The organism is Mesobacillus jeotgali, from assembly GCF_014856545.2.
GTDB lineage: Bacteria > Bacillota > Bacilli > Bacillales > Cytobacillaceae > Mesobacillus.
Window position 1 is genome coordinate 2,904,573 of record NZ_CP109811.1, and the last position, 20,294, is coordinate 2,924,866.

Below are 20,294 nucleotides of genomic sequence, written 5' to 3' on the forward strand. Positions count from 1 at the left end.
AATCTATAGTTTGTTGTTGCCCAGTTAATCTATACAGGGAAAATTCAAAAAAAATTAGACAAGTTCAGCCAGGGGACGAGCATAGATATTTAAAGAGGATAGTAAGGAGGTGAAAACATGCATTTCTTTGTGTTTAGAAGAAGAACATTATATTTTTTTGGACTAATCGTATTTATTGCCATCGTCGGTACCCTATGGTTGAGCCTAAAGCCTGATGCCACTCCGGCAATCGGCGGACAGAATGAACAAATCCGAGAAATCCATATGGTGACAGGTGAATTCAAGTCTACTACAGATGATGGCAAGGAAATAGAAGCATACCGATGGGACCCAGGAACAATCTTTATGGAAAAAGGAGAAAAGGTTCATTTAAAGATACTGGGGGTCAACGGAAAAGAACATCCTTTCATCATTGAAGGAACCGATATAAAAGGCGTAGTGAAAAAAGGTGAAGAAACAGTCATCCCTTTACAATTTGATAAAGAGGGTACCTACAGACTGATTTGTCTGACTCATCCTTCAGCTGAGCATAACGGACCCATGATTGCCTATATCGTCGTCGATTAAGCCAAAAGGAGAACAGGATATTGCATCCTGTTTTTTCTTTTGGATACAATTTGAAATTGACACAAAACATACATAACACTATAAACACGGTACTAATTTTCCTGATAGAATTATATACATAAAGAAATTCTTATATAACAGCATCAAAAAACACCCGCACAATTATAGAACAGTTTAAATAATTAAGTTTAATTATAAGAACTGAACACTTATCATTGTTATCTTGTTCATAATTTCACAAATATGTCACACTCAATCTGTTATATCCGTAGTATGATAAAAGTGTGGTAACTGTTATATAAACATCTACTTTAGAGGTGAATTTAAATGGAACAATGGAAAGGCTTTAAAAATGGTGCTTGGCAGGAAGATATCAATGTTAGGGACTTTATTCTAAAAAACTTCTCTGAATATACCGGTGATTCCAGCTTCCTTGAAGGTGCAACTGAGGAAACGCTTCAATTATGGCAGCAGGTAATGGAATTGACAAAGCAGGAACGCGACAACGGCGGTGTTCTAGATATGGATACCAAAGTGGTATCCACCATTACATCCCATGGACCTGGCTATCTTGATCAGAGCAAAGAAAAAGTCGTAGGCTTCCAGACCGATAAGCCATTTAAACGTTCTATGCAGCCTTTTGGCGGCATTCGTATGGCGAAAGCAGCTTGCGAGGCATATGGTTATGAATTGGATAAAGAAGTAGAAAAAATCTTCACTGACTTCCGCAAAACGCATAACCAGGGTGTTTTCGATGTTTATACAAAAGAAATGCTCCAGGCTCGTAAAGCCGGAATCATCACTGGCCTGCCGGATGCTTATGGACGCGGCCGCATCATTGGCGACTACCGCCGTGTAGCTCTTTATGGTGTAGACTTCCTGATGGAGCAAAAGAAGAAAGACCATGGAATGACAAGCAGTGTCATGACTGAGGACACAATGCGCCTAAGGGAAGAAATTTCAGAGCAATACCGTTCATTGAATGAATTGAAGCAGCTTGCCCAGAGCTATGGTTATGATATTTCCAAGCCAGCATCCAATGCTGTTGAAGCCTTCCAGTGGGTCTACTTCGCATACCTTGCAGCAATCAAGGAACAGAATGGTGCAGCAATGAGCCTTGGCCGTGTAGCAACTTTCCTGGATATCTATATTGAAAGAGACTTGCAAAATGGAACACTTACTGAAAAAGAAGCACAGGAGATTGTCGATCATTTCGTCATGAAGCTCCGCCTCGTGAAATTTGCACGTACTCCTGACTACAACGAGTTATTCAGCGGCGATCCAACATGGGTAACTGAATCAATCGGCGGTATGGCACACAACGGGCAATCGCTTGTAACGAAAAACTCTTTCCGCTTCCTTCATACACTTGATAATCTCGGACCGGCTCCAGAGCCAAACCTGACAGTTTTATGGTCCCCAGCCCTGCCTGAGAATTTCAAGAAGTATTGTGCTGAGATGTCTATCAAAACTAGCTCTATCCAGTATGAAAATGACGATTTAATGCGCTGTGAATATGGCGATGACTACGGTATCGCATGCTGCGTATCAGCGATGGAAATCGGAAAGCAAATGCAGTTCTTCGGAGCACGCGCCAACCTGGCGAAAGCATTGCTTTACGCAATCAATGGCGGTGTCGATGAAAAGCTTAAGATTCAAGTTGCTCCGGCTTTGAGCCCGATCACTTCTGATGTGCTTGACTATAAGGAAGTAATGGCCAAATTCGATACTGTAATGGAATGGCTTGCCGGCCTTTACATCAATACTCTTAATGTCATCCACTACATGCATGATAAATACAGCTACGAAAGAATCGAAATGGCGCTACATGATACAGAAGTCCTTCGCACAATGGCAACTGGAATTGCAGGCTTAAGCGTAGTAGCGGATTCATTGAGTGCAATCAAGCATGCAAAGGTAAAAGTAATTCGTGACGAAAACGGCATTGCCGTTGATTTTGAAACAGAAGGCGATTTCCCTAAATACGGCAACAATGATGATCGTGTTGACAGCATCGCAGTTGAACTTGTGAAAAGCTTCATGACTAAGCTGCGCAAACACCCGACATATCGCAACTCAGTCCATACAATGTCAATCCTAACGATTACGTCTAACGTCGTATATGGGAAAAAGACAGGTAATACACCGGATGGAAGACGCGCTGGCGAACCATTCGCTCCAGGTGCTAACCCAATGCATGGACGCGACACTAAAGGAACACTCGCTTCCTTGTCATCTGTAGCAAAGCTTCCATACAGCTATGCACTTGACGGGATTTCAAACACATTCTCCATCGTGCCAAAAGCACTTGGAAAAGAAGAAGACAGCCGTACAAATAACCTTGTTTCCATCCTTGATGGCTATGCGATCAAAGACGGTCACCACCTAAACGTAAACGTGTTTAACCGGGAAACTCTATTAAATGCTATGGAACATCCTGAAGAATATCCGCAGCTGACAATCCGTGTATCTGGATATGCAGTCAACTTCATCAAGCTTACACGTGAACAACAGCTGGATGTCATTAACCGTACATTCCATGAAACAATGTAATTAATTCAATTGTACCGAAACAGGAGTTGCCCCTCCCCATGGCGGGAACTCCTGTTTTAATGAAAGGAGAAATCATCATGATCGGAAACATTCATTCTATTGAAACCTTTGGAACCGTAGACGGACCCGGGATTCGCTATGTCATCTTTACACAGGGGTGCCTGCTGCGGTGCCAATTTTGTCATAATGCAGACACCTGGGAGATTGGCACGGGCAAACAGATGTCTGTTTCCGAAATTATTGATGATTTGAAAGCCTATCTGCCTTTTATTGAAGCTTCTGGCGGCGGCATCACTGTAAGCGGCGGTGAACCGCTTTTACAGATTCCTTTTATTACTGAGCTTTTCAAGGAGTGCAAAAAACTAGGAGTGCATACCACTATCGATTCTTCTGGAGGATGTTATTCAACTGCTCCCCTTTTTCAGCAGCAGCTGGAAGAGCTCTTAAATTACACTGATCTAATTCTATTAGATTTAAAGCATATCAATAGGAAAAAACATATTAAACTGACAGGAATGGCCAATGATCACATCTTGGATTTCGCCCGTTTTTTATCAGACCATCAAGTTCCAATTTGGGTACGCCATGTACTGGTCCCTGGAGTCACAAATGAAATTGAGGACCTAACCAAATTAGGCGAGTTTATTGGCACTCTGGAAAATGTAAAAAAGCTTGAGGTATTGCCGTATCATAAGCTTGGCGTTTATAAATGGGAAGCACTAGGGCTAGAGTATCCACTTAAAGATGTCGAACCTCCATCCGACGAAGAAGTGGAAAATGCCTATAATCTATTAACTGCCCATATAACAGTGAATTAACAGCAGGATTCCTACCTGCTGTTTTTTTCTGCATACTATTTTGATATTTTTTTAGTATCATAGTGGTAATAGTGTTTGTGGAGGTTCTTTATGTATCAACTGTTTACAGAGATCAGCAATTTTTTGAGCGGACCATTTTTCACCCTTGTGAACCAGACTGAACAAATCCCCTTATTGGCCAGCTTCCTCTTAGGACTTGTCGGGGCTCTTGCTCCATGCCAGCTGACAGGAAATCTCGGCGCCATCACCTATTATGGCAACAGGAGTCTGCAGGCAAAAAGCCAGTGGATTGAAATTGCCTTTTTCATACTGGGGAAAATATTAGTCTTTACATTGCTGGGCCTTGCAGTCTGGCTGGTCGGACAAAGCTTCCAGCAAATCTTGCCGGGCTTCTTTTCCTGGTTCCGTAAACTGATGGGCCCCCTATTCATCCTGATCGGTCTGTCACTTATCGGGCTCTTCGCATTTAATTGGATCAATCGTTTCACGTCAGTTTTACCACAATGGACTGGCAGCGGAAAAACAGGATCTTTTTTAATGGGGGTAAGCTTTTCAATCGCATTCTGTCCATCGATGTTTTCTCTGTACTTCTTCACACTTATGCCGATTGTGCTGAATACGTCGTACGGAGCAGTCCTTCCGTCTATTTTTGCCATTGGAACTTCCATCCCGCTGATTATCTTTGCGGTTGTCATTTCATACATTGGGCTGAATGGGGCATTGTTGAAAAAAGGTCGCAAGTTGGGGTCAGTTGTACAGAAAATGGCAGGAGCCATTTTAATTATCGTTGGAATTTTTGATACTGTCACATACTGGGGGTTGTAAATTAATTTATAGTAAAGCTGTTTAAATTTAACGGGGATTTCTTGACAGCTTTGACCCCTTATCCTAAAAGTCTGTCACAATAACAAGCTTTTCTTGACAGCTTTACCGCCTTATCCTAAAAAGCTGTCACAATAGCGGGGGTTTCTTGACAGCTTTGCCCCCTCATCCTGAAAAACTGTCACAATAACAAGCTTTTCTTGACAGCTTTGCCTCCTCATCCCGAAAAGCTGTCACAATTACCAGCTTTTCTTGACAGCTTTGCCTACTTATCCCGAAAAGCTGTCAAGATACATGCAAATTCCTGATATTTACAAAGTTGTTCGGTAGCTGGGTTGCTTCCGCATCTAAGCACTAAGCTAGCAACCTATTTAGTGCAATAACAATAACTTTGTCATAACCAAACAACATGCTTTAAACCAAATAGCCATGAACCTCGAAGTCCATGACTATTCGACTTATGCTATATTCATATTTTCCTTGTATCCCGGCTCACAGTTGATGCAAACTGCTTGGTCGTAATCATCAGTGTTTACGTCCTCTGGGTTATACTCGATCCCACAAAGTGAACATTCTACCATTTCTTCATCATCATATTTCACCACTTCTGGGATAGGGTCATTGACCTTGAGCTCTCCTGCCCAAACGCCGCTTACCGTAGACATTTCATTTTCAATGTATTCCTTCGCTGCTTCTTCTGTTTCCCATACACCATGGTCCCACAGCATTTCGTCAGCGTCACCAGAATTAATCATTAATCCGTAAACTACTCTTTTCAAGATTTCCACCCCTTTTCGGATTGGGAAGTTTGTTTTATATACATAGCCTCTATTCTATTTTTTGAAACCCCCACTATTTGGGAATTGAAACTTTTTCAGTTTAATTCCGTATATATTAAAGTGAGTTGCTCGGAGTCGGTTTTTCAAATATAATTGAGCAATGCTCGAAAAGAGGTGATCGCATGCTTTTGGAAATTTATGCTCAGTCCGTTGATGCAACGGCCGTTTATCCTGTTTATTTAACTCTGCTCATCAGCATGTCGATGTCCGTCTTTTGGATTTTGCGTGACGCCTCTATTATCCGTTCATGTTTATCGAGACTCAGGCTAAAGCCATCCACTTCTGAAACAGCTTTTAAAAATAAAGCTGAGCTTGGAATGAGGTTTCACCTTCAACTCCTTAAACGAATAAAAATAAAAATCGATCCTGGTGATGAAGACAGCCATTTTTCTCCTTTAGTTAAGTACTAAGCTATATTTTTAGGAGGAGAAAAATGAAGAAGCTTTTCACCATGATGTTTGTTCTATTTATACCAGCACTATTAACAGGATGCCAGGCGTTGACAAGTGAAGGATCCCTGTTCCAGACAACTTTCATCAACCCATTCACCTGGCTCATCAAGCTGTTCGCCGGCATTACCGGCGATAGCTACGGTCTGGCGATTATTTTGATCACATTGCTCATCAGGCTGGTGTTAATGCCGTTAATGTTTAAACAATATAAAAATCAGCAGAACATGAAAGAGAAGATGGAAGTCCTCAAGCCTGAAATGGATGAGATTCAGAAGCAGCTGAAAGGAACTAAGGATCCAGCTGAGCAAAGGAAATTGCAGCAGGAAATGATGGGGCTCTATCAGAAGCATGGGGTAAATCCCCTGTCTGTTGGATGCCTGCCGATGCTGGTACAAATGCCGATCTTAATGGGCCTTTATTATGCGATTAGCAGCTCGGCCGACATTGCCAGCCACTCCTTCCTCTGGTTCAATCTGGGCCATCCAGATTTATGGATTACGGCAGCTGCAGGAGTGATCTATTACCTGCAGTTTAAGGTTTCAATGTCTAACGTGACGGAGGAACAGAAAAAGCAAAAGAAGCTGATGGGACTGCTGTCACCAGTTATGATCGTCATGTTTTCATTGAATGCTCCATCCGCCCTCCCCCTATACTGGACAGTTGGCGGGATGTTCTTGATTGTACAGACATTACTGGCTAGAAGAGTCTATGCACAAAAAGAAGTTCCAATTAAAGTTGAAAATCAAGTTTAACCTGGGAATATGCTTCCCAGGTTTTTTCATTGGAATATTATGGTTGACACTAAACTTCTCATCAAGTTATACTGTGAATTAATGATATTTGAAGGGAATGGTAAAGAGCCGATGAAATACTAATCTTATTTTCTGCCCGATTTTTCTAATATGAAAAAACGTGTTGCCCGAAAATAGGATTAGTCTGCTCTTTTAGCCATTCCAAGCCGATTTATAGCCTTTCAACCAAAGCATATGCCCATACGGCGCTATAATGCTTGTTTTGTGGCGTTTGAATCTATTGTGAGTGCCGTTTGCAGAACCTTCCGGGTAACACCTGGGAGGTTTTTTTGATGGACAAAATACTCACCTTCATTCAATAGTTACAAAACGAAAGGTGGAAATTTTTATGACAATCATGAAGATAAGAGGTATTCAGAAGAGCTTTAAAGAAAAACAAATATTACAAAATGCGGAAATTGATATAAAACAAGACAGCCGTATTGGACTGGTCGGCGATAACGGCGCCGGTAAGACTACATTGGCGAATATCATATCAGGAAGTCTCTTACCTGATAAAGGGTTCATTGATACTTTTAACAAAACCTTGAACATCGGTTATCTAAAACAATCAACGGAATACTCCATTGATGAACTGAAGGATATTGACTCTCTGACGGGTAGCGATCTATTTCAGATTTCAAGTCAGTTAGGGCTTAACAAGGATATTGATTGGGCTGATCCGGATTGGAGTAAGTTAAGCGGCGGCGAAAAGTTGAAAATTTCACTTGCAAGTGTATGGGCAAGCAGGCCGGATCTTCTCATACTCGATGAGCCCACAAACCACTTGGATTTGCAGGGTGTAGAGTGGCTGATTGACGAATTGAAGACTTTTACAGGCGCTGTGATCATTATTTCCCATGATCGATATTTCCTCGACCGGACCGTGAAAGAAATTATCGAAATCGAGGATGGCTCAACAAAGTTATTCAAAGGTAACTACACCTCATATCGCAAGGAAAAAGAAAGACTGTATGAAATTCAGCTTCATCATTACGAAATACAACAAAAACATAAACAACAAATTGAACAGCAAATGGCTAATCTTAAAAACTGGTCGGAAAAAGCCCATCGTGATTCGACGAAACAAGGTTCTGCCTCTGAAAGAAGACAAATTGGATTCAAGGAATACCATCGTATGAAGGCAAAGAAGATGGATAATCAAATAAAGTCGAAGATGAAACGACTGAATCAGGAGCTTGAAAAGAATGAGGTTAAAGCGCCAAAGGAGGAAGCTAAGGTCCGTTTCGATTTTCAGGATAGCCGGAAGAAAGGAAAACGGATTATAGAAGCCAGCGATCTTTCAAAATGCTTTGGCAGCCGATTTTTATTTGTTAAGAGCCATTTTTATATGAATCACGGAGACAGAATGGCCCTGTTGGGTAAAAACGGCAGCGGAAAAACAACCCTTGTCAAGATTCTGCTTGGCGAAGAAACAGCTTCATCTGGTGAAGTTTGGGTCAGCGAAACAACAAAGATCGGTTATCTCAGCCAGGATGTATCAGACCTCCCTCTCCATCAAACAGCACTGGAATATACAGGACTTACAGACAGAGAATCTATCGGCAGAGCGAGGACGATTTTTGCCAATATTGGACTCCCTGAAGAAAAGCTTACGGTCCCAATTAACAACCTGAGTCTTGGTGAGAGGACGAGGATTAAACTCGTGATGATGCTCTTGGGTGAACTCGATTTATTGATTCTAGACGAACCTACCAATCATCTCGACTTGGCCAGCAGGGAAAGTCTCGAAAAAACTTTATTGAATTTCCAGGGCTCGCTACTGGTGGTATCTCATGATGTTTATTTTCAAGAGAAAATCAGTGATAAATTATTACTGATTGATGATGGAAAAATTAGCAGGAAAGAATTTGGCATGAAGGAATATAACACCCGGAAACCCTCACCTGATCCAAGCTGTAAGGAAAGAGCCGAGCTATTGATGGTTCTCCAAAATGAAATCAACGCCATTATCGGCAGGCTGTCTTTCATGACAAGGGATGAACCTGGTTATGAGCAGCTCGACAAGGACCTTTCTGGGCTATTGAGAAAGAAAAGAGAGTTAGAAAACCTATGATGCATAGAAAAAACACCAGAATTTTCAACTGGTGTTTTTTCCATTTATAATAATCTGCCAATAAACAATCCAGCCGCTGCACTGAGGAGACCGCCGAAATATGTACTTGCAAGATATACCGCCACGGCTCTCCTTTGTTTGTTGTTAATTAGTTTTACCACGTCAACATTCAGTGTGGAAAAGGTTGTAAATGACCCCATAAAGCCTGTTGCAGCAAAAAGGTATAGATTCCCCTGAATTCCTTGACCGATAATCCATCCGAGCAAAAAAGATCCAAGAAGGTTAACCGTAAGCGTAGCAACTGGCAAAACGGTTTGGGGCACTAACTTTTGGACACCGAATCTTGAGAGGGCGCCGGCCATTCCGCCTAAAGCTACCAATAAGAACCCAATCATTTTCCCGCCTCCCCGTGAGGTCTTCCGCCAAACTTATAGCCTGCACTCGCAAGGAGCAACCCGCCAACAGCACTGAGAAGCACATAGAATATTGCCAGCCCTATACTGCCGTTCTCTACCATTAACAGGGTTTCCATACTGAAGGTTGAAAAAGTCGTAAATGATCCTGTTAGACCAGTACCAATTGTTGCCGACAGTACAGGATTTAAATTACTTCTTGTTATAATTCGGGCCGTGAACCATCCTAAGAACAAGGAGCCTGCTAAATTGGCAATCAATGTGCCCGTGGGAAACCCATTATTTAATAAATTGCTTGTGCCAAGACTGACTAAGTACCGCAGTAGGCTTCCTAACATACCTCCAAGTCCTACGCCTAGATATACCAATGATAAAACCTTCCTTTTTGCACCGCTATACTCGATTCAACTTATCCTGTAAACCTGTTTTAACCATAGGCCATTCTTCTTTAAGAATGCTAAAGACGACTGTATCTCTTACATAGCCGTCGGCGATTATTCGATGTTTCCGCAGCACCCCTTCTCTTTGGGCACCGAGACGGGCGATCGCCGTTTGCGAGCGTACATTCCTGGAATCTGTACAAAATTGCACCCTGTTTACCCTCATACTTTCAAAAGCATATTGGAGCATGAGCAATTTCGTTTCTGTGTTAACACTGGTTCTCCAGTTTTCAGGATTGTACCAGGTCCAGCCTATCTCAAGTGATCGATGTGCTTCTGAAATATCAAGAAATCTTGAACTGCCAACTATTTTACCGGTTTTCTTATCAAGGACGGTAATGGTAATTGCGTTCCTTTCTCTCTCTCAGCCATCGCTGCTTCAATGACCTTTTCCATCTCGTCTTTATTTCTGACCTTTGAAGATGTAAATTCCCAGATTGACTGGTCTTGCCCAGCTCCCCACAAACCATCGAGCTGACAGGATTCCATGGGCACCAGTTTTACTGCATTACCTTCCAGAGTGATTTTTTTATCCATCATTCCAACTCCTATTTGGTCATATATTCCTTTATCATACCACCGGCGAATATAGTCTGGGAATGCCCTATTTAAGGAGGCTGCTTTCTCACATGATTGCTGCTAATCAGGCGTAATCGTGCATACTAGCTAACGTGAAAGAGCCTGGAAAAACAGAATTTTAGTTGGCCACAAGAACAAAAAGCGCAAGCGCCTCGTTCAGCCCCAACAAGCGCTGGAGGGCCGAACATTGAAGTCGTTATTTGACTGCATTGGGCGGACCGAAATCGAAAAGTATAGCCGACTGCCCAGAAACGCAGAAACTGGAGACTCCGACAAAGAAGCGCTTTTTGCTTCTGCCGGCGGAGTTGAAGTTTCGGAGTTTCTAGGAGGCGTTACTAGACACGCGACTCGAGGGGCTAGGCGCTGGAGCTGGATTAAGAATACTATTTGTAGTTATCCACAAATAAATAATTTTATAATTTCCTAAGTAATAAATCGAGTAGGAGGGGGTGATTAACCCCCGACCTCTCACACCACCGTACGTACCGTTCGGTATACGGCGGTTCGAAAGTTTATGTAATAATGTTTGTTAATTGTTTCAACCCTTGCTGAAGCCAGTATTTATTATTCATGGCTTGATCCAAGGCAGGACTCTTTGAATTTCTCCAGTATCCCTTTCGGGAGTTTGCATATTGCCAGGCTTTATATCTTTTAATTCCTAATCTAATCAGATTCCGGAATTTAGTCCTGGTTTTCTTCCATTCTTTCCAGCGACAAGCACGTAGCCTTCTCCTGATATGACCGTCTATCTTTTCTGCATATCTCTTGATATCAGCTACTTTGAAGTAATTTCCCCATCCCTGGATTAGTTGGTTGATTTTAAGGATTCGGTATTCCATGGCAATTCCCCAGTTACGGTTTGTTAACCTTTTAAGCTTTTCCTCGAGTCTCTTTTTCGACTTCTTCGGCACGTATATCCGGGTTTTGTTGCTCGAAGAGTAAAAACTCATCCCTAAGAATATACGTGCCGATGGCTTTCCCACTGCACTTTTCTCCTCGTTGACCTTCAGTTTTAACTTTCTCTCGATAAAATCCGTGATACCCTGTTTAACCCGTTCTCCAGCTTTTAGACTCTTAACGTATATGTTGCAGTCATCGGCATAACGGACAAATTTATGTCCACGTTTTTCAATTTCCTTATCCAGTTCATTTAGCATGATGTTACTAAGGAGAGGGCTTAGCGGACCTCCTTGAGGGGTCCCTTCTTTATTTACTGTAACTAATCCATTCTCCATAATTCCTGCTTGTAAATACCGTCGGATTAACTTCAAAGTGGGTTTGTCCTCTATTGTCTTGGAAATTAGGGACATGAGTTTATCATGATTCACTTTATCGAAGAATTTCTCCAGGTCAATGTCCACCACAAATTGATATCCGTCGTCAATGAATGACCTAGCCTGTTCGATAGCTTGATGTGCGCTCTTGTTCGGTCTAAAACCATAGCTATAATGGCTAAATTGTCTATCAAATATAGGGGTTAGGACTTGAACCATAGCCTGTTGGAAAACACGGTCTGTTACTGTTGGGATTCCTAACTTTCTCTTCCCGCCATCTGGTTTGGGAATTTCGACTCTTCTTACCGGCTGGGGCTTATATTTTCCGTCCTGTATAAGCCTGATGATTTCCTGTCCTTGCTCTTTAAGATGAAGGCGGGTAGCTTCTATATCTTTCGCATCGACACCAGCTGCCCCTTTATTTCTTTTTACCTTCAGAAAGGCTAGGTTTAGGTTTTCTGGACTTATAATTCTTTGAATTAAACTATCATTAGTTTCCATATTGGTCCCATGTCATCAAGTTTGTACAAAGTGGCTCCACGCTTCAAAAGAAGATCTCCTGGATTCCGTCCAATCTTCTTCTCCAAAGCCCTTCTGGTTTACTGTGTCATTGCCTCTTTGTAAATGGCTCTAACATGGTCACTCCTTTCGTTCAGTCCTTCTCAACCAAGAGGTTGATACTATGACTTCTGCTGACTTCTCTTAACTCAGCTATTTATCGCTAAATAGGTTCCCGTCAGGGAGGTTAAGAGATCTCCCAGGGTAAGTTCATTCACTTTCTCCTCATGTATCTGCCACATTTATTTCCATTCCATCCGGGGATATTTTGGACTTCATCTTGTTTTGCAGACTCATCCAGGAATGAAAACCTCAAATGTGATTCGTGTACCTCAGACCGAGGATTTGCCTAGGGCTTCCTTCAGATTCCGCGTCGCCACGGACACCCTTGCCTTCAGCTAATGGTTCGCATATCCCAACGCCCATAGCGGACTTTCACCGCCAAGTTAATGAACATGCCTGGCACACAAAAACAGGCTGCACGGTCTTCCGGGCAGCCTGCGAACTTATTTTACCTCTTCAAAATATTCTTTGTAATAACCGCCAACCTTGCCGGAATTATCAATAATGAAGTAAAATTCATCAGTCTCGTTTTTAACTTCATAAACCTTTCCAGATGTCAGCTTGTTATTTACGATATACTTTTTTGCATCTGTGTGAACGCACTTTAGCGTCTTAATTGTTTCGCGTTCGTTCCAGCTCGTGTGGATCATCTTCTGCACTTCCTTTAAGTAAGTTTCATATACTATAGTATAGTATAAAGAAAAGATGATGTAATAGGCAATAGTTAGCTGGCACTCGCTTCTTCACCTGCTATTTTCAAACCACGTACTTCCGCTTGATTAAATGTCATTGTTTCACCAGTGATTACATTTTTTAAAGTTATATAGCAAATATCACATATTACATCTTTGCGAATATATTGTAAAAAAGAAAAACGTTCATTTTTGTAAATCAATTCATAAAAGCCGTTTTTAGTAAATCCATTCATGTTAACCCCTCTTTCCAGGATGTTTTTCATCTTGGTGTTTGGCTGTGTCTTTCTTTACCACAATCAAGACTTGTATTAAACATCCCGGAACTAAAGGAAATTTTTTCTATAGACTGTTAATCGGAGCAATTAGTTCTTTTCCTTCATTTTTGGCCGAATTTATTGCAGTTGTGACCGGGTATGATTCCATAAAGTCGCCATCATACGGAACAAGCAGTTTTTTTAGTTTTTCAGTTTGGTCTATAGAACGGTCAAGCCACATATCAAGCTTATCCTCCGGTAGAATCACAGGCATTCTGTCATGAATTTTCCCGGTCACTTCATTTGGACTTGTGGTGATAATCGTGCAGGAAGTAATATTCTTCCCACCCTTATTCCAGTGTTCCCAAAGCCCTGCTAACGCGAATGGTTTTTTATTTTTCATACCAAAACGGTATGGCTGTTTTTGCTTGCCGTCTTTTTTCCATTCATAAAAACCATCAGTAAGAATCAGGCAGCGCCTTTGTTTGAGAGCATTCTTAAAGCTCGCTTTTTCATCTACCGTCTCTGCGCGTGCATTAATCATTCTATAGCCAATTTTTTCATCATCCGCCCAAAAGGGAATTAAACCCCACCTCATATTGGCCCCTATCCTGCCTTCTCCATTATCAATTACTGTCAAGATATCCTGCCCGGGTGCGATATTGTACCTGGCGTCCAGGTCATCCGAAAAATCGAACTGAAATTGTTCCTTCAAGGAACCTAGATCCTCAAACAATGAAAACCGTCCGCACATTTTGCTTCCTCCATCAGGTGTTTTTTACTATAATTCCCGTACTATTAAGGAAGTAACATCTTCTCCTGAAAAAAATAAGCCAGGCTTTTTGTTAAGCCAGGCTTGATCTATATCTTTTCTGCATTTAGATTCTTTTTTATTTTTGCCCTGAGAGCAATATTAGCTGCAACCAAAAATGGTATGATTGACGCAATCGTAAAACCCATCGCATACCCCGATATACTTTCATTCAAAACTCTATCGTTTATGCTGAACCCTAGAAACGTAATACCAATGCCATCCCCATCCACATGGTCAATGACCGACCAAAGCTCAATTCCTTTAATAAGGAATAAAACACTTATGATCGACAGCACTAAAACCCATAGCCATTTCATACGACCATCCTCCCATAATCCCCAAACCATAATAAGGTTCGGGTATATACACTATATTATAGGGAGATATGGTATTAATTAATATAATGCTGGTTCAGTTGTAACAAAATGTTCAAAATGACGTTCAAAATTTGTTCAATTCAATGTGTTTTATTTGCTAAATTCAAAACAATCATAATGGAAATTTACTCTTTAGCAAAAGATCCAGCTGTAAAAATGCATTCTTTACCGATTCTTCAGGAACTTCTCCATAACGGTCACCAATACTTACTTCAAAATAACAAGAGTGATCTCCTGTTGACTTCAAGTGATTGATAAATCCTACACCTGTTTTACTTATCACTTCTATTAAAATTGTTTCTATTTCCTCTTTCGGATGAGGAAAATGGACATGAAACATGTTAGAAACCGGAACCTCAGGCAGTGTAGTAACCGAATGGCACGAGTTGTATAATCCAGCCAGTTCCTTTGCATTTTCATAATACTGTCCCATTTTGTGAGATTTCAGATTAAAATAGTGATTTGCTGAAAGAATATATGGATACAGGCTGATCAAATCTCCGCCATACCGCCTTTTCCAGACCTTTGATTTAGATACGAATTCTTCCTCGCCCGCTAGGATTGCACCGGCAATCCCTCCTATTCCCTTGTAAAAAGAGAGATAGACACTGTCAAAAAGCGCGCACACTTCAGAAGCTGTCTTCTCATAATAAGGCAGCACTTCTAAGAGTCTCGCTCCATCTAGGTGCAGCTTAATACCATTCTTTCGGCAATAACTGGATATGTCTTCAAGAGTCTCATAGCTTGGCAGCTGCCCGCCAATCTCCCGTTGGGGCAATTCCAGCAATAGGCAAGCAACAGACTCCTCCATGGATACCACGTCTTCAAGCTCGATTACTCGGGTCTCGTCTGCGATTAAAACCGTTTTGATATTATGTAATTCCTTCAGACCATCTTCCTCATGGATTTCCAAATGGCTTAACGATGGTAAGCTACTTTTGGCAATTCTTTTTCATCACACCAAATCCGCAATGCGATTTGTTGCGCCATCGTTCCGCTCGGAAAGAAAACGGCCTTCTCCTTGCCAAGGAATGCGGCCATTTTATCCTGAAAGTCTTCAATAACTTTTCCAGTTCCATAAATATCACTATCCAGCTGTCCGTCGATCTTTTCAAAAGCGTCCTTTAAGACCTGGACATTCCTTTTGCCGTGGCCGGTCAATTGGTATGTCGATTCATTATTAGCTTCCTGCAATCTATTGATCATGAATCATCCCTCCATTCCGTTATTTAAACGCCCCATCACAACCATATTATAAAAATTGCCATCAGACAGCAGTTTATCATCCTTCAATACACCTTCGACTTCAAATCCAAGCTTTTCATAGAGCCTTCTGGCACTTTCATTAGATTCCATCACATGCAGAGTGATTTTCTTTATTTTGTTTTCATCTGCCCAGGATATCGATTCTTGCAATAAATTTTTGCCGATACCATAGCCCCAAAACTCTTTTAATACGCCCACCCCGAATTCTACTTTATGCCTGAACCTCTTCAAGTCATTTCCTGCACACCTTGAAAACCCGATAAGCCTTCCATTCGATTCTGCGACCAGAAATATGTTTCTAGGACTCTCCGTATCTGCTTTTATTATTGACTTAAATCCTTTCGGGTCAATAAATGCCTCGCCTGGTTCCCGGTCCAGATTTTCAGTTTCTCCGTCAATTTGCAGCCTTAAATTAGACAAAGCCTCCGCATCTGACTCTACTGCCGATCGAATTTTATATTTCAAACCCTTAATATTAAAACCCTTTTCACTTATGAGCATCGAATTTCCTCCCAAATATACCTTAGCTTAAGTTTAGACATTGAGAACCTTTATGTATAGTTCAAATTGTCACAACGTAAAAAGGATGGAATCATGAGATTCCATCCTCTCTTTTATACATTTTTGAGCTCTTCCACAGCTTCCATTGCCTGTTCTCTTAGCTTGAACTTTTGAATTTTTCCTGAAGCGGTCATAGGATAGCTTTCGGTGAATTCTATATATCTAGGAATTTTGTGTCTCGAGATTTTGCCTTTGCAATATTCTTTGATTTCTTCAGCAGTGGCAGATTCTCCATCTTTTAAAATAATCCATGCCATGACTTCCTCGCCATACACACTATCTGGGATTCCTACAACCTGGACATCAAGGACTTTTGGATGTCTGTAAAGGAATTCTTCGATTTCACGAGGGTAGATGTTTTCCCCGCCCCTGATGATCATATCCTTTAGTCTGCCGGTTACGCGACAATAGCCATTTTCATCCATGACAGCCAAATCCCCTGTGTGGAGCCAGCCTTCTGCGTCAATCGCTTCTCTCGTTGCGTCAGGATTTTTGTAATAGCCGTCCATAACATGGTAGCCGCGTGTGCAAAGTTCTCCCTGAACTCCCCTTGGAACTTCCTCCATCGTGCCTGGCTTGACGATTTTTACCTCGACCTCAGGAAGGGCTTTTCCTACAGTTTCCACTCTCAATTCCAGTGGATCATTCGTCCTCGTCTGCGTAATGACTGGAGACGATTCTGTTTGACCATAGGCAATTGTTATTTCCGTAGCTCCCATTTTTTCATTCACGGCTTTCATCACTTCAATCGGACAATTGGATCCAGCCATAATCCCCGTTCTCAAGGATGAAAGGTCATATTTTTCAAATTCAGGATCATTCAGCTCGGCGATGAACATGGTTGGTACACCGTGAAGGGCCGTACACTTTTCTTTTTCGACGGTCTCAAGAACTGCTTTTGGACTGAATTCCTGGACAGGAACCATGGTTGCACCAACAGTGGCACAAGCAAGGGTACCCATTACACAGCCGAAGCAATGGAAAAATGGTACTGGAATACACAGTCTATCTTGATCCGTAAGCTTCATTGCAGATGCAACATTATACGCGTTATTGACAATATTGCTGTGCGTCAACATAACTCCCTTTGGAAATCCAGTCGTACCTGAAGTATACTGCATGTTGATGACTTCACTCTGCTTAAGCGTTGCCATTTGCTCGTCCAATTCTTCCTCTGTCACGCCATCAGCCATATCCAGGATATCCTGCCAGCTGTATGTCCCCGGGAAACGCTTATCTCCCATTACAATCACATTTTTCAAGAATGGAAGGGTGCTGCTTTCGAGCTTGCCTGGCTCACTCGTTTTCAACTCTGGAACAATTTCGTATACCATGTCAATGTAAGAAGCGTCTTTGTATTGTTCCATCAATATGATGGTCGTGGAATCTGACTGTTTTAATAGATACTCCAATTCCGCTGTCCGATAATTTGTGTTGACAGTAACGAGGACTGCCCCCATCTTTCCTGTGGCAAACTGGGAAACAACCCATTCTGGCGTATTAGAAGACCAGGCAGCAATGTGCTCTCCTTTTTTCACTCCCAGCTTCATCAACCCTCTGGCAGCTTTGCGGCATAACATGTTGAACTCTTTATAATTCATCCTCAGGTCACGGTCCGCATAAACAACTGCTTCATGCTCAGGATACTTCTTAGCTTGAACCTCCAGTAATTCACCTACCGTGTATGGCAGCAGATTCTCCATTAAACCAACCTCCTAATTAAGTTAAATTATGTAAGCGTTTACTAATAACTATAACACTCTAGTTTGAATATTCAATATTTTTAAAATACATTCCTCCCTTTTTACTAAAAATAAAAATAAAAAAGCAGGGAAAATTCCCCGCTTGAAAAGTTACTTGTCATGCCACATATAGGACTTGCCAGTTTCTTTTGACACAATCGATATTCCGATCGAAGCGCCATGTCCCGCAGCTATCACGGATTGACTTGAAAGACCCGCTAACAAGCTGGTGATATATAGATTTGGGAGTCTTGTGGTTCCATCGTGCTCAATCCCCAATACTTTTTTTATTTTCCCGCTAGGTACCTTCTCATTTACTGCCAACTCAAATCCTAGGCTTTCAAGCAATGAAGTTTGAAGGTTCGTGGCAATAATCAGGTACTTCGCAGCTCTTTCATTGCCATCAGTCAATTTAACTGAATAGCCGTGATCGTTCCGTGTAACTGTTTCAACCGAACCCTCAAGCCATTCAGCGCCCCCATCAATAGCCTGGTCTTTAATGTTATCCAAAAGTTCTGAACCGGTAATTTCTTTGATTCCCGGATAATTAAAAAGCTTTGAAACTTGTTTGATTTGGGATTTTCCTGAATCGATGACTGCAGTTTTCAATCCGCCCTGGGAAGTATAAATTGCAGCTGATCCACCTGAAATCCCGCCTCCAATCACTAGTACATCCAGCATTCAAATTTTCCCTCCTGAATCTTATGTACCCTCCCCTTTTCTATTGGGAGGTTTTCTTTAGAATAACTTTGAAATCAAATAAATGACTCCTGCCAGGAGCCATACGTACGTGGCTGGTCATATAGGCGGAAAGCCAGAAAACTTCCCTTGCCCTTCATCACCTGTACGCTTTGGTCCGACTCCTCAGGAACCGCCTGCACAATGGTTATTTTTTTTATTTTCTTCCAAATCCTCACCTCACAAGCAATCATTAGACTTAAAAAGAGAGGAAAGCAAAGCTTCCCTCTTTTTGTTTTTTAGTGAGTGTGGTGAACAGCGCAGCGGTTAGGGCCGATTTCCAGCTCCATTGCTTCTTCTGCTGTCACTTCTTTTACACCGCGGTTGATCGCAACAATATCTTCAAAATTTGGCGGTGTCTCACTTGATGCAGATTGAGCTACATGGTCAACAAATTCATCAACTGTTTTACCTGCCATAATTTCATTTTGATTGCGGATCAAACCTAATTGGCTTCCAATGAAACCTTCTTCATTTACTTCGTCATCAAAGGCAGCATAGTGTCCCGGCAATACAATAACGTCATCCGCAATTTGAGATACTTTGCTATAAACGGTCTCATACAGGTCTTTTGCCCACTCAGCAGCTTTTCCGCCAAGGTCTGGGCGTCCAAGGCCATTTACAAAGATAGTATCGCCTGAGAATAGAAGTTTATTATTCACAAAGAACGAAACACTACCAGGGGTATGTCCAGGTGTCTTAACCGCCAAGACTTCAAGTGTGATGTTCTCGAATTCAATTTTATCATGCTGCTCCAGCGCTTCAAAGTCAAATACCGCTCCTTCACTCTTCATCAGGTAATATTTCGCTCCTGTGGCCTCAGCCAGCTCCTTGCCGCCGGATAGGTGGTCAGCATGAAGGTGAGAATCAACGATGTGTGTAATTTTCACATTTTCCTTTTCTGCAACTTCAGTGTAACGGTTAGTGAACCTTGATGGATCCACAACAAGTGCCTCATTTTCAGAAAGAACCATATATGAAAGACAGCCTTTTCCAACACGTATGAATTGAAGGACTTTGACTTTTTCATCCTTATATACTTCAACCGGATATAGGTATTCGCTCCAGGATTTCATCCCGCCAGAAAGATAGGAAACATCAAAACCTGCATCAGAAAGCATTTCAGCAACCATTACTGAAGAACCTTCCTTAGCACAGATCACCACGATGTCTTTATCCTTCGGAAGCTGGTCAACTACGTCATCAACACCATCGATTAAGTCAAAGTAAGGGATATTAAGGTAATCAATTTTTTCACCTTCAACCTTCCAGTCTTCAAAGTCTTTAACATTCCTTACGTCAAAAATAAAAAATTCTTTTTTGTTTACTACCCATTCATTTAATTTTTCAGCAGTGATTGCTTGCATTCCCATTATAATTCCTCCCGTTGTAAAAAATGAATCTGTCGAGCATCAAATCCCCATTTAATACCCTCATGGGTATATGATATATTTTTGGTAAGTAAATTGCAAGCTTTTTTTTGTTTAATAATGTGACTATGGTGTTTTGTCCAGATTCTAAAGCAGTTTCCCATTATAAAACTGGTTTTGACAGCTTATCAAAACATGAAAAAATTTCTAATAAAAATTCTTCATAATGGG

The 20,294-nt window shown here is 41.5% G+C and carries 22 protein-coding genes and 1 pseudogene; 8 read left to right on the top strand and 15 right to left on the bottom strand.

Annotation, left to right across the window (positions count from 1 at the left end):
- Window positions 1-117: 117 nt before the first annotated feature.
- The 4 genes from FOF60_RS14845 to FOF60_RS14860 all read left to right on the top strand — a co-directional run bounded on the left by FOF60_RS14845 (window position 118) and on the right by FOF60_RS14860 (window position 4,763).
- Entirely contained in the window at window positions 118-567 is a 450-nt protein-coding gene (locus tag FOF60_RS14845) for a cupredoxin domain-containing protein (RefSeq protein WP_192471695.1), read from the top strand.
- 327 nt (window positions 568-894) lie between these two features.
- Entirely contained in the window at window positions 895-3,120 is a 2,226-nt protein-coding gene (gene pflB, locus FOF60_RS14850; protein WP_192471694.1) for a formate C-acetyltransferase, read from the top strand.
- Between the two features lie 77 nt (window positions 3,121-3,197).
- A complete protein-coding gene (gene pflA / locus FOF60_RS14855; protein ID WP_192471693.1) occupies window positions 3,198-3,938 on the top strand; it encodes a pyruvate formate-lyase-activating protein in 741 nt (246 codons plus the stop codon).
- Between the two features lie 90 nt (window positions 3,939-4,028).
- A complete protein-coding gene (locus FOF60_RS14860; RefSeq protein ID WP_192471692.1) occupies window positions 4,029-4,763 on the top strand; it encodes a cytochrome c biogenesis CcdA family protein in 735 nt (244 codons plus the stop codon).
- Window positions 4,764-5,218: 455 nt separating this feature from the next.
- Here FOF60_RS14860 and FOF60_RS14865 read toward each other — a convergent pair whose 3' ends face one another.
- On the bottom strand, window positions 5,219-5,539 hold the full coding sequence (locus tag FOF60_RS14865; protein WP_225650124.1) for a hypothetical protein: 321 nt from the start codon (window positions 5,537-5,539) through the stop codon (window positions 5,219-5,221).
- A gap of 182 nt (window positions 5,540-5,721) precedes the next feature.
- Here FOF60_RS14865 and FOF60_RS14870 point away from each other — a divergent pair, with 182 nt between their 5' ends.
- The 3 genes from FOF60_RS14870 to abc-f all read left to right on the top strand — a co-directional run bounded on the left by FOF60_RS14870 (window position 5,722) and on the right by abc-f (window position 8,919).
- Window positions 5,722-6,009, top strand: coding sequence for a hypothetical protein (locus tag FOF60_RS14870; RefSeq protein ID WP_192471691.1), 288 nt, complete (start codon window positions 5,722-5,724; stop codon window positions 6,007-6,009).
- A 23-nt stretch (window positions 6,010-6,032) separates the two neighbouring features.
- Complete coding sequence (gene yidC / locus FOF60_RS14875; protein ID WP_192471690.1) at window positions 6,033-6,803, top strand: membrane protein insertase YidC; 771 nt, start codon at window positions 6,033-6,035, stop codon at window positions 6,801-6,803.
- A gap of 388 nt (window positions 6,804-7,191) precedes the next feature.
- Window positions 7,192-8,919 (top strand): ribosomal protection-like ABC-F family protein, encoded by a 1,728-nt coding sequence (abc-f, locus tag FOF60_RS14880; protein WP_192471689.1) that lies wholly within the window; start codon window positions 7,192-7,194, stop codon window positions 8,917-8,919.
- Between the two features lie 44 nt (window positions 8,920-8,963).
- On the opposite strand, the gene FOF60_RS14885 is transcribed toward abc-f, so the two are convergent.
- The 4 genes from FOF60_RS14885 to FOF60_RS14900 are packed head-to-tail and all read right to left on the bottom strand — an operon-like array spanning window position 8,964 to window position 10,312.
- Complete coding sequence (locus FOF60_RS14885; protein WP_192471688.1) at window positions 8,964-9,314, bottom strand: fluoride efflux transporter FluC; 351 nt, start codon at window positions 9,312-9,314, stop codon at window positions 8,964-8,966.
- A complete protein-coding gene (gene crcB / locus FOF60_RS14890; RefSeq protein WP_192471687.1) occupies window positions 9,311-9,700 on the bottom strand; it encodes a fluoride efflux transporter CrcB in 390 nt (129 codons plus the stop codon). Before crcB ends, FOF60_RS14885 begins: the two co-directional genes overlap by 4 nt.
- Before the next feature lie 25 nt (window positions 9,701-9,725).
- Window positions 9,726-10,118, bottom strand: coding sequence for a GNAT family N-acetyltransferase (locus tag FOF60_RS14895; protein ID WP_319801586.1), 393 nt, complete (start codon window positions 10,116-10,118; stop codon window positions 9,726-9,728).
- The gene (locus tag FOF60_RS14900) at window positions 10,079-10,312 is read right to left on the bottom strand and encodes a hypothetical protein (protein ID WP_225650123.1); all 234 of its coding nucleotides are present in this window, start codon (window positions 10,310-10,312) and stop codon (window positions 10,079-10,081) included. The genes FOF60_RS14895 and FOF60_RS14900 overlap by 40 nt, the downstream gene beginning before the upstream one ends.
- A gap of 226 nt (window positions 10,313-10,538) precedes the next feature.
- Here FOF60_RS14900 and FOF60_RS14905 point away from each other — a divergent pair, with 226 nt between their 5' ends.
- Window positions 10,539-10,778, top strand: a complete 240-nt coding sequence (locus FOF60_RS14905) for a hypothetical protein (RefSeq protein WP_264647571.1) — start codon at window positions 10,539-10,541, stop codon at window positions 10,776-10,778.
- A gap of 85 nt (window positions 10,779-10,863) precedes the next feature.
- Here FOF60_RS14905 and ltrA read toward each other — a convergent pair whose 3' ends face one another.
- From ltrA to FOF60_RS14955, 10 genes and pseudogenes are all read right to left on the bottom strand, one after another.
- Entirely contained in the window at window positions 10,864-12,126 is a 1,263-nt protein-coding gene (gene ltrA / locus FOF60_RS14910; protein WP_192473833.1) for a group II intron reverse transcriptase/maturase, read from the bottom strand.
- A gap of 563 nt (window positions 12,127-12,689) precedes the next feature.
- Window positions 12,690-12,896 carry a DUF6501 family protein gene (locus FOF60_RS14915; protein WP_192470572.1) on the bottom strand — a complete coding sequence of 69 codons (207 nt, stop codon included), beginning with the start codon at window positions 12,894-12,896 and terminating at the stop codon, window positions 12,690-12,692.
- Between the two features lie 74 nt (window positions 12,897-12,970).
- Window positions 12,971-13,174, bottom strand: a complete 204-nt coding sequence (locus FOF60_RS14920; RefSeq protein WP_192470571.1) for a hypothetical protein — start codon at window positions 13,172-13,174, stop codon at window positions 12,971-12,973.
- Window positions 13,175-13,280: 106 nt separating this feature from the next.
- Entirely contained in the window at window positions 13,281-13,949 is a 669-nt protein-coding gene (locus tag FOF60_RS14925; protein WP_192470570.1) for an SOS response-associated peptidase, read from the bottom strand.
- A gap of 107 nt (window positions 13,950-14,056) precedes the next feature.
- Window positions 14,057-14,326, bottom strand: coding sequence for a hypothetical protein (locus tag FOF60_RS14930; protein WP_192470569.1), 270 nt, complete (start codon window positions 14,324-14,326; stop codon window positions 14,057-14,059).
- Window positions 14,327-14,498: 172 nt separating this feature from the next.
- Window positions 14,499-15,592 (bottom strand): annotated as a pseudogene (locus tag FOF60_RS14935) (threonine aldolase family protein).
- Between the two features lie 3 nt (window positions 15,593-15,595).
- Window positions 15,596-16,153, bottom strand: a complete 558-nt coding sequence (locus FOF60_RS14940; protein ID WP_192470568.1) for a GNAT family N-acetyltransferase — start codon at window positions 16,151-16,153, stop codon at window positions 15,596-15,598.
- 113 nt (window positions 16,154-16,266) lie between these two features.
- On the bottom strand, window positions 16,267-17,907 hold the full coding sequence (locus FOF60_RS14945) for an AMP-binding protein (protein WP_192470588.1): 1,641 nt from the start codon (window positions 17,905-17,907) through the stop codon (window positions 16,267-16,269).
- 159 nt (window positions 17,908-18,066) lie between these two features.
- Window positions 18,067-18,636 (bottom strand): FAD-binding protein, encoded by a 570-nt coding sequence (locus tag FOF60_RS14950; protein WP_192470567.1) that lies wholly within the window; start codon window positions 18,634-18,636, stop codon window positions 18,067-18,069.
- Between the two features lie 296 nt (window positions 18,637-18,932).
- Window positions 18,933-20,066, bottom strand: coding sequence for an MBL fold metallo-hydrolase (locus tag FOF60_RS14955; RefSeq protein ID WP_192470566.1), 1,134 nt, complete (start codon window positions 20,064-20,066; stop codon window positions 18,933-18,935).
- Window positions 20,067-20,294 lie beyond the last annotated feature (228 nt).

What these genes read in the sequence shown, in the direction of transcription:
- FOF60_RS14870 (WP_192471691.1), top strand. Translation starts at nt 5,722, where the DNA reads ATGCTTTTGGAAATTTATGCTCAGTCCGTTGATGCAACGGCCGTTTAT.
- FOF60_RS14940 (WP_192470568.1), bottom strand. Translation starts at nt 16,153, where the DNA reads ATGCTCATAAGTGAAAAGGGTTTTAATATTAAGGGTTTGAAATATAAA.
- FOF60_RS14915 (WP_192470572.1), bottom strand. Translation starts at nt 12,896, where the DNA reads ATGATCCACACGAGCTGGAACGAACGCGAAACAATTAAGACGCTAAAG.
- FOF60_RS14955 (WP_192470566.1), bottom strand. Translation starts at nt 20,066, where the DNA reads ATGGGAATGCAAGCAATCACTGCTGAAAAATTAAATGAATGGGTAGTA.
- FOF60_RS14920 (WP_192470571.1), bottom strand. Translation starts at nt 13,174, where the DNA reads ATGAATGGATTTACTAAAAACGGCTTTTATGAATTGATTTACAAAAAT.
- yidC (WP_192471690.1), top strand. Translation starts at nt 6,033, where the DNA reads ATGAAGAAGCTTTTCACCATGATGTTTGTTCTATTTATACCAGCACTA.
- FOF60_RS14885 (WP_192471688.1), bottom strand. Translation starts at nt 9,314, where the DNA reads ATGATTGGGTTCTTATTGGTAGCTTTAGGCGGAATGGCCGGCGCCCTC.
- FOF60_RS14950 (WP_192470567.1), bottom strand. Translation starts at nt 18,636, where the DNA reads ATGCTGGATGTACTAGTGATTGGAGGCGGGATTTCAGGTGGATCAGCT.
- ltrA (WP_192473833.1), bottom strand. Translation starts at nt 12,126, where the DNA reads ATGGAAACTAATGATAGTTTAATTCAAAGAATTATAAGTCCAGAAAAC.
- FOF60_RS14930 (WP_192470569.1), bottom strand. Translation starts at nt 14,326, where the DNA reads ATGAAATGGCTATGGGTTTTAGTGCTGTCGATCATAAGTGTTTTATTC.
- FOF60_RS14900 (WP_225650123.1), bottom strand. Translation starts at nt 10,312, where the DNA reads ATGATGGATAAAAAAATCACTCTGGAAGGTAATGCAGTAAAACTGGTG.
- pflB (WP_192471694.1), top strand. Translation starts at nt 895, where the DNA reads ATGGAACAATGGAAAGGCTTTAAAAATGGTGCTTGGCAGGAAGATATC.
- FOF60_RS14860 (WP_192471692.1), top strand. Translation starts at nt 4,029, where the DNA reads ATGTATCAACTGTTTACAGAGATCAGCAATTTTTTGAGCGGACCATTT.
- pflA (WP_192471693.1), top strand. Translation starts at nt 3,198, where the DNA reads ATGATCGGAAACATTCATTCTATTGAAACCTTTGGAACCGTAGACGGA.
- abc-f (WP_192471689.1), top strand. Translation starts at nt 7,192, where the DNA reads ATGACAATCATGAAGATAAGAGGTATTCAGAAGAGCTTTAAAGAAAAA.
- FOF60_RS14925 (WP_192470570.1), bottom strand. Translation starts at nt 13,949, where the DNA reads ATGTGCGGACGGTTTTCATTGTTTGAGGATCTAGGTTCCTTGAAGGAA.
- FOF60_RS14845 (WP_192471695.1), top strand. Translation starts at nt 118, where the DNA reads ATGCATTTCTTTGTGTTTAGAAGAAGAACATTATATTTTTTTGGACTA.